At 75.8% G+C, this 13,341-nt stretch carries 17 protein-coding genes; 6 read left to right on the plus strand and 11 right to left on the minus strand.

What is annotated here, in order from left to right; genetic code table 11:
• Nucleotides 1–128: 128 nt before the first annotated feature.
• Both ACRYM6_RS14110 and ACRYM6_RS14115 read right to left on the minus strand, forming a co-directional pair.
• Complete coding sequence (locus ACRYM6_RS14110) at nt 129–443, minus strand: hypothetical protein (RefSeq protein ID WP_432543519.1); 315 nt, start codon at nt 441–443, stop codon at nt 129–131.
• Between the two features lie 208 nt (nt 444–651).
• Nucleotides 652–876 carry a hypothetical protein gene (locus ACRYM6_RS14115; RefSeq protein WP_432543520.1) on the minus strand — a complete coding sequence of 75 codons (225 nt, stop codon included), beginning with the start codon at nt 874–876 and terminating at the stop codon, nt 652–654.
• Nucleotides 877–976: 100 nt separating this feature from the next.
• On the opposite strand from ACRYM6_RS14115, the gene ACRYM6_RS14120 reads away from it, so the two are divergent.
• The 3 genes from ACRYM6_RS14120 (at nt 977) to dxs (ending at nt 3,975) form a co-directional block, all read left to right on the plus strand.
• Complete coding sequence (locus ACRYM6_RS14120) at nt 977–1,315, plus strand: hypothetical protein (protein WP_432543521.1); 339 nt, start codon at nt 977–979, stop codon at nt 1,313–1,315.
• 202 nt (nt 1,316–1,517) lie between these two features.
• A complete protein-coding gene (locus ACRYM6_RS14125; protein WP_432543522.1) occupies nt 1,518–1,904 on the plus strand; it encodes a hypothetical protein in 387 nt (128 codons plus the stop codon).
• Nucleotides 1,905–2,019: 115 nt separating this feature from the next.
• Entirely contained in the window at nt 2,020–3,975 is a 1,956-nt protein-coding gene (gene dxs / locus ACRYM6_RS14130) for a 1-deoxy-D-xylulose-5-phosphate synthase (RefSeq protein WP_432543523.1), read from the plus strand.
• On the opposite strand, the gene ACRYM6_RS14135 is transcribed toward dxs, so the two are convergent.
• The 8 genes from ACRYM6_RS14135 to ACRYM6_RS14170 all read right to left on the minus strand — a co-directional run bounded on the left by ACRYM6_RS14135 (nt 3,885) and on the right by ACRYM6_RS14170 (nt 9,767).
• Nucleotides 3,885–4,895, minus strand: a complete 1,011-nt coding sequence (locus ACRYM6_RS14135; protein ID WP_432543524.1) for a cell wall-binding repeat-containing protein — start codon at nt 4,893–4,895, stop codon at nt 3,885–3,887. The two genes, dxs and ACRYM6_RS14135, sit on opposite strands and share 91 nt — an antisense overlap.
• Before the next feature lie 36 nt (nt 4,896–4,931).
• Nucleotides 4,932–5,336, minus strand: a complete 405-nt coding sequence (locus tag ACRYM6_RS14140; RefSeq protein ID WP_432543525.1) for a rhodanese-like domain-containing protein — start codon at nt 5,334–5,336, stop codon at nt 4,932–4,934.
• An 11-nt stretch (nt 5,337–5,347) separates the two neighbouring features.
• Entirely contained in the window at nt 5,348–5,674 is a 327-nt protein-coding gene (locus tag ACRYM6_RS14145) for a hypothetical protein (RefSeq protein ID WP_432514887.1), read from the minus strand.
• A 99-nt stretch (nt 5,675–5,773) separates the two neighbouring features.
• Nucleotides 5,774–6,601: a hypothetical protein gene (locus ACRYM6_RS14150; protein WP_432543526.1), complete on the minus strand. Its 828-nt coding sequence runs from the start codon at nt 6,599–6,601 to the stop codon at nt 5,774–5,776.
• Between the two features lie 56 nt (nt 6,602–6,657).
• Complete coding sequence (locus ACRYM6_RS14155) at nt 6,658–7,092, minus strand: ATP-binding protein (protein WP_432543527.1); 435 nt, start codon at nt 7,090–7,092, stop codon at nt 6,658–6,660.
• A 91-nt stretch (nt 7,093–7,183) separates the two neighbouring features.
• Nucleotides 7,184–8,449 (minus strand): HRDC domain-containing protein, encoded by a 1,266-nt coding sequence (locus ACRYM6_RS14160; protein ID WP_432543528.1) that lies wholly within the window; start codon nt 8,447–8,449, stop codon nt 7,184–7,186.
• A gap of 34 nt (nt 8,450–8,483) precedes the next feature.
• Nucleotides 8,484–9,086, minus strand: coding sequence for a response regulator transcription factor (locus ACRYM6_RS14165; RefSeq protein ID WP_432543529.1), 603 nt, complete (start codon nt 9,084–9,086; stop codon nt 8,484–8,486).
• Between the two features lie 114 nt (nt 9,087–9,200).
• A complete protein-coding gene (locus ACRYM6_RS14170; protein ID WP_432543530.1) occupies nt 9,201–9,767 on the minus strand; it encodes a DUF3000 domain-containing protein in 567 nt (188 codons plus the stop codon).
• Nucleotides 9,768–9,907: 140 nt separating this feature from the next.
• Between ACRYM6_RS14170 and hemE the strand changes: the two genes are divergently transcribed.
• From hemE to hemQ, 3 genes are read left to right on the plus strand one after another with little or no spacing between them, the layout of a single operon-like run.
• Nucleotides 9,908–10,885 (plus strand): uroporphyrinogen decarboxylase, encoded by a 978-nt coding sequence (gene hemE, locus ACRYM6_RS14175; RefSeq protein WP_432543587.1) that lies wholly within the window; start codon nt 9,908–9,910, stop codon nt 10,883–10,885.
• Entirely contained in the window at nt 10,873–12,237 is a 1,365-nt protein-coding gene (gene hemG / locus ACRYM6_RS14180; protein ID WP_432543531.1) for a protoporphyrinogen oxidase, read from the plus strand. The genes hemE and hemG overlap by 13 nt, the downstream gene beginning before the upstream one ends.
• A gap of 14 nt (nt 12,238–12,251) precedes the next feature.
• Nucleotides 12,252–12,968 (plus strand): hydrogen peroxide-dependent heme synthase, encoded by a 717-nt coding sequence (hemQ, locus tag ACRYM6_RS14185; RefSeq protein WP_432543532.1) that lies wholly within the window; start codon nt 12,252–12,254, stop codon nt 12,966–12,968.
• 6 nt (nt 12,969–12,974) lie between these two features.
• Here hemQ and ACRYM6_RS14190 read toward each other — a convergent pair whose 3' ends face one another.
• Nucleotides 12,975–13,292 (minus strand): hypothetical protein, encoded by a 318-nt coding sequence (locus ACRYM6_RS14190; protein ID WP_432543533.1) that lies wholly within the window; start codon nt 13,290–13,292, stop codon nt 12,975–12,977.
• Between the last annotated feature and the right edge of the window lie 49 nt (nt 13,293–13,341).

The raw sequence follows: 13,341 nt of genomic DNA on the forward strand, positions 1-13,341 counted from the left end.
CGGTGGGGCACGAAGACCTCCGAGTGGTGGTGCGGTTCCTCGACAGCTCCACACCTCACTCGGAGGTCTTCCTCACGTCACGGACCTGACGGTCCTCGGCGTGTCACCAACGTCCGTGCTCAGTACACCTAGGCCCCCTGCCAGTAGTGCAGCGTGCTCCTGCGCTGCCCCACGCTGACGTTGGACCCAACGTTGACGACGCGACTGACCACCTCACTCGCCAACACCTCAGCGTCGTCGACCCCGCCTGCGCCCTCGACGAAGGCCGTGAGGTCCATCCGCACTAGGTGCACGTCGTCATCACCGTCGTGGAAGACGACGTCCACGACGACCGCGCCATCAAGCAACCGCGCGTAGCGCGTCCCCAAGACCTTGACCCTCGGCTCGTGGGCGCTTTCGAGCATCGCCTCGACCCGCTGACGCACCACTTCCACGTCGAACACGACCGCCTCCGCTCCCCGTCGTGCGCTGCGGCTACGAGTCAACCGCACAAGTCGGTCGCGAGATGGCGACGTCACGGTCATGGCGCGTTGTGCGCGGTCCTGAGCTGCCGGTGACGTCGCGGTCGTGTCGAATTGCGAGTGACCATCGAGCGGCCGTGCACCACTTGGCCCACTGGTCGAGGAGGACTGGGAACGGCGCATGCAGACGTCACGTCACACCGCACATGAGACGGGCGCACGACGTCACGCCACCGCTGCTGGCGGTACTGGCACTGCTGCTGACGCCCAGCGGATGCAGCGACGCGCCCACCCCCACGACCTCGCCAGCCACCTGCGACAGCCAGACCGCCACCACTCCGGTGTCCTGGGCCTCCTGGCAGGTCAGCGCCACCCTCACCCCGGACAGCACCGCCTCACCGGAGGCGGTGCCCACGGTCCAAGCCATCGCCTCGGTGCCCTACCCGTACCACTCCGGAGACGACCCCACCGCGCCACGGGTGTGGCGCTGCGCCGGCTACACGATGCTCCACCTCGTGCTGACTCAGCCCGATCAGCCGCCCGGTACCCCCATCAGCGCGACGCTGCCCCGCACCTCCTGCACCGGGGACCGCATCACCTCAGAAAGCGGCGAGGGCGCTCTGCGTCTCGTCGAGCGCACCAGCTGGTGCGCCAAGGACCTCGGCGGCGACCAAGAGCCCGGCTTCGACGGGTGGTGGGTCGACGTCACCGCCGCTGAGGCCGGGACGTACACGTGGACCCGCGACATCACCTGGACCCGCTACCCCCAACAGGCCACCAACTCCATGACCGCCCCTCCTCCTGGGATCCAGCGCTCTGGGGAAGTCATCGTGACCGCGACCCTCGCCCCCTGAACAGGACGACAGGCACTCGGCAACGTCACGGTCATCCCGCGGTGCGCGCTGTCACGACGGGCGAGCGACGGCGACTCCGCTCTACGACTGTCACCGATGTCCTGACACATCGAGTGTCACCGATGTCCTGATGCAGAACTGTCACCGGTGTCCTGATACATCACAGGAGTTCGACCCACCACCACGCGCTACGATCGAACACGTGTTCGAGACGAGTCGTCCCGGCCCGCCGGGCTGGCCCCGCGAGGTACCCCCGCCCGACGCCCAGGACGTCGAGGACTGGCGCGCGGAGGCGGTGGCGTGGCTGCTGGACCAGGCCCCACCGGAGTACCGCTCCTACGCCCCGGTGCGGCATCACCCGGTGCTGCTGGCCTGGCTCGTCGGGCACCACGTCGAGGCGCAGCGCGAAGCCGTGCGGCGGGCCACCGGCACCGCGCGCCGCGACCTGTCCCAGCAGCTGCCCCCGGAGGTGGCCCCGCAGGTCTTCGACGTCCTGGAGCGGGAGGACCTGCGGCTGCGGCGGGTGGCGCGGGCCGTGGGCCTGCTCGACCAGGCGCTGCGCGGCAGGAGGTTCGTGCCGCGGCTGTGAGCCGGTCGTGAACGTTGGCCCGGCCGGGCGGGTTCGCGACGTCCGCGTCCGTGCGGGCTCCTACACTCGCCCGAGTCAGTCCGCCCGACCGCCGCGACACAGGAGGCCACCCCGCATGGGGCTGCTCGAGACCATCCAGGGGCCGCAGGACCTCAAGGCCCTGGCCCCGGAGCAGCTGCCGGAGCTGGCCGGTGAGGTGCGCGACTTCCTCGTCGCCGCCGTCAGCCGGACCGGCGGGCACCTGGGTCCCAACCTCGGCGTCGTGGAGCTGACCATCGGCCTTCACCGGGTGTTCGACTCCCCGCGCGACCGGCTGGTCTTCGACACCGGTCACCAGAGCTACGTGCACAAGCTGCTGACCGGCCGGCAGGACTTCAGCCGGTTGCGCGAGGCCGGCGGGCTGGCCGGGTACCCCTCGCGGGCCGAGAGCGAGCACGACGTGGTGGAGAACTCCCACGCCTCCACCTCGCTGTCGTGGGCCGACGGGCTGGCCAAGGCGTTCGAGCTGCGCGGGGAGACCGACCGGCGGGTCGTGGCCGTCATCGGCGACGGCGCGCTGACCGGCGGGATGGCCTGGGAGGCGCTGAACAACATCGCCGCGGCCGACCGCCCGGTGATCGTCGTCGTCAACGACAACGAGCGGTCCTACGCCCCGACGATCGGCGGGATGGCCTCGCACCTGGCGACGCTGCGCACGACCCGCGAGTACGAGCGGCTCATGGACTGGGGCAAGCAGTCGCTCAAGCGCGGCGGCACCCCGGGCCGGCTGGCCTACGAGACGCTGCACGGCGTCAAGAAGGGCCTGAAGGACATCGTCGCCCCGCAGGGGCTGTTCGAGGACCTGGGCCTGAAGTACGTCGGGCCCGTCGACGGGCACGACACCGAGGCCGTCGAGCACGCGCTGCGCCGGGCCCGGTCCTTCGGCGGCCCGGTCATCGTGCACGTCATCACCCAGAAGGGCCGCGGGTACCAGCCGGCGCTGGCCGACGACGCCGACCACTTCCACGCCGTCGGGGTCATCGACCCCGAGACCGGGGAGGCGCAGGCCAGCTCGGGCCGGTCGTGGACGAGCGTGTTCGCCGACGAGGTCGTCGACATCGCCGCCACCCGCCGCGACGTCGTGGGCATCACCGCGGCCATGCGCATCCCCGTGGGGCTGGAGGGGTTCGCCCGGGCCCACCCCGACCGCGTCTTCGACGTGGGCATCGCCGAGCAGCACGCCGTCACCTCCGCGGCCGGGATGGCCGCCGGGGGGCTGCACCCGGTCGTGGCCGTCTACGCCACCTTCCTCAACCGCGCCTTCGACCAGCTGCTGCTGGACGTGGCGCTGCACCGCGCCGGGGTGACGTTCGTCCTGGACCGGGCCGGGGTGACCGGACCGGACGGGCCCAGCCACCACGGGATGTGGGACATCGCGATGTGCCGGCTGGTGCCGGGGCTGCGGATGGCCGCCCCCCGCGACGCGCAGACCCTGCGCGAGGAGCTGCGCGAGGCCGTCGACGTCGACGACGCCCCCACGGTCGTGCGGTACGGCAAGGGCAAGGTTCCCGCGCACCTGCCGGCGATCGCCCGTGCCGGGCAGGCCGACGTCCTGGCCGGTGAGCGGTGGGCCACCGGCGACGACGTCCTGCTGGTCGCGGTGGGGGCGCTGGTGCCCCGGGCGCTGGAGGTGGCCGACCGGCTGCGCGCGCACGGGGTCGGGGTCACGGTCGTGGACCCGCGCTGGGTCGTGCCGGTCGACGAGGTGCTGGTGGACCTGGCCCAGCGGCACCGGCACGTGGCGGTGCTGGAGGACGGCTGCGAGGTCGGGGGCGTGGGCTGGGCGCTGGCGGCGGGCCTGCGCGGGCGCGGTGCCGCCACGCCCGTGCACGTCTTCGCCCTGCCGCAGGAGTTCCTCGACGTCGGTGACCGCGACGCGCTCCTCGACGCGGTGGGCCTGGCCCCGCAGGACGTCGCCCGCGCCCTCGTCGAGGCCGTCGCTCAGCAGGTCCGGGTCGTGGAGCCGTCGGAGACCGCGGACTCGTCGCCGACGACGAGCGTGCCCCGCACGGAGGAGTTCCCCTCCAGGTAGGCGGCGGTGGCCGCCGGGGTGCAGTCCCCGGGGGTCAGCAGCAGCGGGGCCCCGTTGACGGCCGCGGCGGGGACGGCCGCGAGGGCGTCGGGGAAGGTGCGGCCCGTGGCCACGACCACGACCCGGGCCTGCGGGTGGGCCGCCCGCGCGACGGCCGCCGAGGTGGCGTAGCGGTCCGGGCCGGACAGGCGCGTCACCGCGGCCGGGTCGGTGAGGAACAGGTCGAGGCGGGCCGCGACGGCCTCCGAGACCGACGCCGCGCCGCCGACGACGGTGGCGCGGTCCCGCTCGGTCGCGCTGAGCCAGCCGGTGACCGGCTCGGGTAGCCGGTCCGGTGCCGTCAGCAGCAGCGGTTCGCCGCGCCACCCGGCGAGCGCCGCGCCGGTGACCGCGTCGGGGAAGGCGTCCCCGCGGGCCAGGACGAACGAGACCTGCTGGGCGGGGAAGAACCGCTGCGCGACGGCGACGGCCGTGGCGTACCGGTCGGCGCCGGCGGTGCGGTCGACGGTGGCCGACGGCAGCAGGGCCTCCACGGCGTCCACGACGGCCTCGGGGACCCGGTCGCGGCCGCCGACCACGTGGACGGACGCGGGGGACAGGCGGGCGAGCTCGGCGCGGGTGGCTTCCGGCAGGCCGGTGGCGGCGGTCAGCAGCAGCGGGCCGTCGAGGTGGGCGGCGGCGGGCCCGGCGGCGAGGGCGTCGGCGAAGGACTCGCCGCTGGTGAGGAAGACCGTCGAGGAGGGGGAGGGGGCGAACGACCCCCGGGAGACCAGCGCCGCGGTCGCGTAGCGGTCGGCGCCGTCGGCGCGGACCGTCCCGGAGTAGACGAACGGCGTGCTGACGGCCTGCGCGTGCGCGGGGGTGAGCAGCAGGGCGGCGGCGAGCCCGACGACCACAGACAGGTGACGCTTGGTGTGCATCGGGTGACTCTACGGTCGGTGCGGGGGGTCTCCGCGTCACTCCCGCAGGTCCACCGGGCCCCGGTGCACGGCGAACCCCTCCGCCAGCCAGCGCTCGACCCCGCCCTCGAGGTCGGTGGCCCGGGACAACCCGACCGCCTGCAGCGAGGCCGCCGCCAGCGAGGAGCTGTACCCGTGCCGGCACACCACCACCACGCGCAGGTCCCAGCCCGTCGCCTCCGGGATCCGGTACGGGCAGGTCGGGTCCAGCCGCCACTCCAGCACCGTCCGGTCGATGACCAGCGCCCCGGGGAACTCGCCCTGCGCCGCGCGGTGCGCCGGCGTCCGGGTGTCGACCACCAGGGCCCCGGCCGCCCGCTCGGCGAGCAGCTGCGCCGGGGACACCCGCGCCAGCCCGCGCCGCACCCGCGCGAGGTGCCCGGCGACCCCGGGGACGCCCACAGGGGGACCGGTCAGGCCGCTTCGCGCTCGCTCGTGGCGTGCTCGAGCATCTCGGCCAGCCGCCACGCCTCGGCGCGGGTCAGGTGGAAGCCCATCTCCCGGTGCGTGCCCAGCCCGGAGTAGATCGCGATCCCCGACAGGTTCGGCTCGTGGCCGTCGTCGTCGATCACGCTCAGGCAGATCCACGGCTTGATGCCGGGACGGAAGTGGGCCATCCGCATCGGCGGGACGTCCCGCTCGCCGCGCAGGTACGGGATCAGCATCTGCGCGTACTTCAGGTCGTAGACCTCGGTGCGCCCTTCGGCGCGCAGGTGGACGTCGCTGCCGACGATGGACACGGATTCAGCCGCTGTGGCTCCGAGCTGCACGCACCCATTTCAGCCGACGACCGCCTCCGTGTCACATTCGTTACCGGATTCGACCCCCGCCGTGACGGGTCACTGCCGCTCCGCCAGCACGCCCTGCACCAGCGACGGGCTCGTCGGGACGAGGGCGACCTCCTCGCGCGTCACCAGCACCGGCCGCCGGAACCCGCGGTCGGCGGGGTCGCTCGCCACCCAGGCGGCCCCCACGTAGGCGGGGTCGACGCGGGCCAGGTCGAACCAGCCGCGGGTGCGGTCGGGGACGGCCACCGCGCGCAGCACGTTCCCGGGGGAGCGGTCGGGGCCGGCGACGAGGTGCTCGCGCAGCCGGCGCGAGGCCAGCAGCGTCGGGACGTCGCACCCGCCCACCGGGCGCAGCACCCCGGCGGTGTCGGTCCCGGCGTCGCGCAGCAGCCGCTGGACGACGAGGTCGCCGAGCCGTTCGAGGCGGTCGAGGTCCTCCGCGCTCACCGCGCCGGGGCGGCCCGTGGCGCGCGCGGAGGCGACGGGCAGCGGCAGGACCCGCTCGGAGCGGCCGCGGGGGACCACGACGCCCAGGCCCAGGTCCATCGCCCCGCCCAGGAACCGCTGGTGCGCCCAGCCGAACGCCGGGTGCCGGTCGGCGTGCCGCGGGACCGCCAGCGGCACCACGCGCGCGCTGCCGCCGTGCAGGGCCAGGTGCGCGTGCAGGACGTCGGCGACCCGCAACCGGGCCACGTCCTCCCCGACGTCGGCGCCCACGTCACCGGCGGCGCGCGCCAGGTCCGCCCACTGCAGCTCGGCGCACCCGGGCAGGCGCACGCCGTCGTCGTCGAGGTCCACGTCCAGGTCGTCCACGACGCTCGTGGCGAGCACGCAGCGTCGCAGCAGGGCCCGGACGGGGGGCGACTGATCGGGGTGCACATCGCCGACCGTAGGCGACGCGGCCGCCGGCGCCCGGTGACCTTCCCCCGGACGGGTCAGCGTGTCGCGAGGTGGAACCACACCGTCTTGGCGCTCGACCCGTCCTCGCGCGGCTGCGGCCAGCCCTCACCGCCACCCGCCGCGTCGTCCGGCCCGCCCTCGTCGCTGCGGTAGACGCCCCACGCCGTCGCCAGCGCGTCCACCAGCGCGATGCCGCGCCCGGCGGTGGCCTGCGGGCTTTGGTGGCGCAGCGTCGGCACCCGGCCCTCGGCGTCGGTGATCCCCACGAGGATGCCCTCCTCGTCGTGGGTTAGCGTCAGCACCACCGGTCCGCGGCCGTGGTCCAGGGCGTTCTGCACGAGCTCGCTGGTCAGGAGCTCGGCGATCCAGCGGCGGGCCGTCGGCAGGTGCTCGTCGGGGCAGTGGTCGCAGACCCAGTGCCGGGCCATGGCCGCGCTCGACAACTGCTCGTCCAGGGTGACGCGTTCCACGTCCACCTCCGTCACCGTCGACCACCGTCACCTCGTCGTGACCCGTCGACCATCCCCCACTCGGGCGGACCCGGCAAGGCGGGAGCGTCGGTCAGCCCGGCGCGGGGGCGTCCTGGCCGACCTCGGCCCCGGCCATCGCCTGGGTCACCGGCCCGGTGACCACGTCCAGCTGCCACGGCCGGGCCCCCCGCGCGGCCAGGGCCGCGCGGACCGCGTCGGGCTCCAGCGGCTCCGGCGGCGCCCACGCCAGGCGGCGCAGCGCGTCCGGCTGCAGCAGGTTCTCCACCGGCAGGCCCCGCTCCTCGGCCAGCTCCGTGACGACCGCGCGGGCCGCGCTCAGCCGGGCCGCGGCCTCGGGGTCCTTCGCCGCCCACGCCCGCGGTGGCGGCGGGCCGTCCCCGCGGGGCTGGTGCGCGGGCAGGTCGGCCTCGGGCACCGCCAGCCCGGCGGCGACGGCCTCGGCCCACAGCGACAGCCGCGACCGGGACGCGCGGCCGGTGAAGCCCGGCGTCGCCGCGAGCGCCTGCGGGGTGCGCGGCATCGCCCGGGCGGCGGCCACGACGGCCGAGTCCGGCAGCAGCCGGCCCGGGGAGGTGTCCTTGCGCCGCGCCTCGGCGTCGCGCGCCAGCCACAGCTCCCGCACCACGGCCAGCTGGCGGCGCGAGCGCACCGCGTGCAGGCCCGACGTCCGGCGCCACGGCTCGGCCGGCGGCGCCGGCGGGGGAGCGCTCGCGACGGCGGCGAACTCCTGCCGCGCCCACTCCAGCTTGCCCTGCTCCTCCAGGCGCGCGGCGAGGGCGTCGCGCAGCGGGACGAGTACCTCGACGTCGAGGGCGGCGTAGGTCAGCCACGGTTCGGGCAGCGGGCGCGTGGACCAGTCCACCGCCGAGTGCTCCTTGGCCAGGCGCAGCCCGAGCAGCTCCTCCACGACCGCGCCCAGGCCCACCCGCGGCAGCCCGGCCAGGCGCGAGCCGAGCTCGGTGTCGAACAGCGCCGTCGGGCGCATGCCCAGGTCGGCCAGGCACGGCAGGTCCTGGTTCGCCGCGTGCAGCACCCACTCCACGCCGTCGAGGGCTTCCCCGAGCGCGGACAGGTCCGGCAGCGCGGCCGGGTCGATCAGGGCGGTCCCGGCGCCGGCGCGGCGCAGCTGCACGAGGAAGGCGCGCTGCCCGTACCGGTACCCCGAGGCCCGTTCGGCGTCGACGGCCACCGGCCCGGTCCCGGCCGCGAACGCGGCGACGACCTGCGCCAGCGCGGCCTCGTCGGCCACGACGGGCGGCAGGCCGTCGGCGGGGGCCGACAACAGCGGGAGCTCAGGTCCGGGGACCTGGTCCGGCTCGGTCGGCGTGGAAGTCACCGCACCACCGTACGTGACCGGTGGTGCGGTCCGATCACTGGATCACACCGGCCCGGAGGGTGATCGCGACCATCTCGGCGCGGTCGCCCGTGCCGAGCTTGCGCGCGATGCGGGCCAGGTGGCTCTTGACCGTCAGCGCCGACAGGCCCAGCAGGGCGCCGGTGTCCTTGTTGGACCGGCCGTCGGCGACGTGCTGGAGCACCTCGACCTCGCGCTCGGACAGCGAGTCCACGCCGGACTCCCCGCCGCGGCCCTCCAGGCCCACGCCCTCCGGGCGCGTGGTCACCAGGTAGCAGCGCACCCCGGCCGCGACCGCGCCGCGCACGGCGAACGGGTCGGCGTTCGAGGACAGCACCACGCACCGGTTCCAGCCGGCCGCGCGCAGCTCGGAGACGAGCTGGGCGCCGGAGCCGTCCGGCAGGCCGGCGTCGGCGATGAACAGCGCCCGCGGGCCGGTCCGCGCCATCGCGCGGGCCTGGGCCACGCTCGTGGCGTGCTCGACGTTCACCGCGCCGAGCAGGCGCAGCGTGCGGGTCACCGATTCGCGCACCGCGGGGTCCGCGACGGCGACCAGGGCCGCGAAGCGGCCGAGACGGGAAGGAACGGCCATCCCGGGGCGTTCGACGAGCGCAGTCACCGTCGTCCTCCTGCAGGCGAACGGCGCACCCCTGGCGGGTGCGCCTCTGATTGCTGAGGAGGTGATCGGCCCGCGCGGGGGCCGCCTTGAACGTTTGGACGGAGAAGGACCCGTTCAGCGACCGCGCCGGCCCAGGGACACCACGCCCTCGGGCAGCGGCGGCAGCCCCGCCACCGTGCACACCAGCACGCCCCACGCCTCCAGGTGGGCCGGCAGCGCGTCCGGGTCCTGCGGCGTCCACGACGCCCGCACCTCCACGTCCACCGACGCCGGCCGCCCCGCCAGCGCCCCGTAGCCCTCCGACAGCACCCGTGTCACCGTCCCGCCGACCTCCCCGGCCAGCGCCCCGGCCCCGGCCAGGCCGTCCTCCAGCCACGACCAGCCGACCGCCCCCAGCATCGGGTCGGCGCCCAGCTCGGCCTCCAGGTCGGCCCGCACGTACGTCACCACCCGGAACGGCCCGCCCCACTCCTGCGGGCTGGACGGGTCGTGCAGCAGGATGAACCGGCCCGTCGCCAGCTCCTCGCCGTCGACCACGACGTCCCCGGCGACCGCCCACGCGTGCGGTGCGATCCGCGCCGGCGCGGGCACCTCCGTCAGCACCAGCTCCGAGCGCAGCCGCACCCCGCGCACGGACGACACCGCGGCCTCGAAGGCGAGAGGTCCTCGCTGCGCGCTCACGCCACGGAGCGTAGGCACCCACCGCCCCCGCGGGGGTGCTGCCACGCCGTGGGACGATCGCCCCCGTGCCCGACCAGACCTCGCCCTACCTGCACGTCGCCCGCGGCGGCACCACCCCGTCCCGCACCCCGGTCTGGTTCATGCGCCAGGCCGGCCGCTCCCTGCCGGAGTACCGCGAGGTCCGCGCCGGGACGACGATGCTGGAGTCCTGCCGCCGCCCCGAGCTGGTCGCCGAGATCACCCTGCAGCCCGTGCGCCGCTACGACGTCGACGCCGCCGTCTTCTACTCCGACATCGTCGTCCCCCTCGAGGCCGCCGGCGTCGGCGTGGAGATCGTCGCGGGCACCGGGCCGGTCATCGCCGAGCCCGTCCGCACCCGCGCCGACCTCGACCGCCTGCCCGAGCTGACCCTCGACGCCCTGCAGCACGTCACCGACGCCGTGCGGCTCACCACCGCCCAGCTCGGCGACGTGCCCCTCATCGGGTTCGCCGGGGCCCCCTTCACCCTGGCCAGCTACCTCGTCGAGGGCGGGCCCTCCCGGGACCTGCTGCACACCAAGGCGCTCATGCACGCCGACCCCGGCCTGTGGAACGACCTCGCGGCCCGCCTGGCCCAGATCACCGGGACGTTCCTGCGCGCCCAGGTCCTCGCCGGCGCGAGCGCCGTGCAGCTGTTCGACTCCTGGGTCGGCTCCCTGTCGCTGGCCACCTACGAGCGCCTCGTCGCCCCGCACTCGGCCGCCGCGCTCGCCCACGTCCGCGACCTGGGCGTGCCGCGCACCCACTTCGGCACCGGCACCGGTGAGCTGCTCGGCGCGATGGCCGCGGTCGACGGCGGCGTCGACGTCCTCGGCGTCGACTTCCGCGTCCCCCTGGACGTCGGCGCCGCCCGCGGCCGCGCCGGGGCCGGCCGCCCCGTCGCCGTCCAGGGCAACCTCGACCCGGCGCTGCTGTTCGCCCCCTGGGACGTCCTGCGCGCCGACCTGCACCGGATCCTGCGCGAGGGCGAGCGCGCCGGCGGCGGGCACGTCGTCAACCTCGGCCACGGCGTCCCCCCGAGCGCCGACCCCGACGTGCTGAAGAGGGTCGTGGACGAGGTGCACGCGTGGCGCGGGTGATCGTCGTCGGCGGCGGGATCTCCGGTCTGGCCGCCGCCTGGGAGCTGTCCGGCGACCACGACGTCGAGGTCCTCGAGGCCGCCCCCGCCGTCGGGGGCGTGCTGCAGCGCGCCGACGTCGGCGGCCTCACCGTCGACCTCGGCGCCGAGTCGATGCTCGCCCGCCGCCCCGAGGGCGTCGACCTGGCCACCGACCTCGGCCTGGACCTCGTCCACCCCGCCACCACCAGCGCCCGGCTCGCCACCGAGGACGGCCTGCGGCCGCTGCCCGCCGGGACCGTCATGGGCGTCCCGCGCGACGCGCGGTCGGTGGAGGGGCTGCTGGCCGCCGCCGACGTCGCCCGCGTCCGCGACGAGCCCACCCGCCCCGCCGCCCCCCTCGAGCACGACGTGGCCGTGGCCGAGTACGTCGCCGGCCGCGTCGGTCCCGCCGTCGTGGACCGCCTCGTCGAGCCGCTGCTCGGCGGGGTGTACGCCGGTCACGCCGCGACGCTGTCCCTGCGGGCGACCGTCCCGGCCCTGTGGGCGCACGCCCGCCGCGGCGGGTCCCTGCTGGAGCAGCTGGGGCCCGCGCCCGCGGCCGGCGGGCCCGTCTTCGCCGGCCTCGACGGCGGCCTGGCCACCCTGCCGCAGGTCCTGGCCGACCGGTTGCGCGCCCGCGGCGCCGCGGTCCGCCCCGGCACCGCCGTCCGCCGCCTCGAGCGCACCCCGGACGGCTGGCGCGTCGACGGCGCCCCCGCCGACGCCGTCGTCCTGGCCGTCCCCGCCCCGGTCGCCGCCCGGCTCCTGGCCGGTCCCGTCCCGGCCGCCGCGGCCGAGCTGGCGGCCGTCGAGACCGCGAGCATGGTCATCGCGGCGCTCGCCGTCCCGGCCGCGGAGCTGGCCGGGCTGGACGGCTCCGGGGTGCTCGTGCCGCCCGTCGTGGCCGCGGCCCGGGGGCTGCGCGCCAAGGCGCTGACGCTGTCGGGCAACAAGTGGGGGTGGGTGGGCGCGCAGAGCCGCGACCTCGCGGTCCTGCGGGTCTCGCTGGGCCGGGCGGGGGAGGACGAGGCGCTGCGCGCCGACGACGCCGACGTGCTGCGCTGGGCCACCGCCGACGCGTCCGCGCTGCTGGGCCGCGACCTGCACCCCGTCGACCACGCCGTCGCCCGCTGGGTCGACGGGCTGCCGCAGTACGCCGTCGGTCACGTCGACCGCGTCGCCCGCCTCCGGGCCGCGGTCGCCGCCGCGGGGCGGCTGGCGGTGTGCGGGTCCGTGCTGGACGGCGTGGGCGTGCCGGCCTGCGTCGCCGCGGCCCGCCGGGCCGCGCGCGAGGTGGTGGCCGAGGTCCCTGCGGGGGCCGGCGGGGCCTGAGGGAGAATCGGCGCATGCCCGAAGCCCAGACGTCCGCACCCCAGAACCCGACCGCCGACGAGATCAACGACACCATCGCGTACACGATGTGGTCGGTCTTCGCGTCCGAGACGCCCCTGGGCGAGAGCGACCGCGCCGCGCACGCCCGCGAGGTCCAGGACCTGCTCGACGAGCTCACCGGCAAGGGGCTGGTCGTCCGCGGCCTGTACGACGTCGCAGGGCTGCGCGCCGACGCCGACCTGATGTTCTGGTGGTACGCCCCGACGGTCGAACTCGTCCAGGAGGCCTACCGGCGGTTGCGCACGACCCGCCTCGGCAGGCACCTCGCGCCGGTGTGGTCGGTCGTCGGGATGCACCGACCCGCGGAGTTCAACCGCGGTCACGTCCCGGCGTTCATGTCCGGTGAGCGCGCCCGCGACTACGTGTGCGTCTACCCGTTCGTGCGGTCCTACGAGTGGTACCTGCTGCCCGAGGACGAGCGCCGGAAGATGCTGCGCGACCACGGGTTGGCGGCCCGCCCCTACGAGGACGTGCGCGCCAACACCGTGTCCGCGTTCGCGCTCGGCGACTACGAGTGGCTCCTCGCGTTCGAGGCCGACGAGCTGCACCGCATCGTCGACCTCATGCGCGACCTGCGGAACACCGAGGCGCGCCGCCACGTCCGCGAGGAGGTGCCGTTCTTCACCGGGCCGCGCGTGGAGCTGTCCGAGCTCGTCAACGCCCTGCCCTGAGGCCGCTCACACCTGGCGGTAGTCCGCCTCGGAGTCGGCGTCGCCCGCGCGGGTGGCGTCGACGTCCGGCTCCTCCTGCGCGAGCCGCTCGTCGAGGGTCTCGGAGTCGCGGTCGCCGTCGGTGATGAGCTCGGCGGTGAAGTTGCTGAGCTGGTACTCCGGCTCCCAGCCCTGGTCGTCCTGGTCGTCGCGCATGAGCGTGTCGGTGGTCAGGACCTCGGGGTCGTCGCCCGAGGGGGACGCGTCCGAGTCGACCTGCTGGAGGTCGGGGTCCGCCAGCGGGTCGACGTCGGGATCACGGGGTTCGTAGGGCTGCTCGCTCATGCAGCCCACCCTGCCTCAGGCCTGCGTCGGGCGCAGGGTGAGGCTGATC

It is taken from the genome of Kineococcus rugosus (assembly GCF_050871975.1).
Lineage (GTDB): Bacteria > Actinomycetota > Actinomycetes > Actinomycetales > Kineococcaceae > Kineococcus.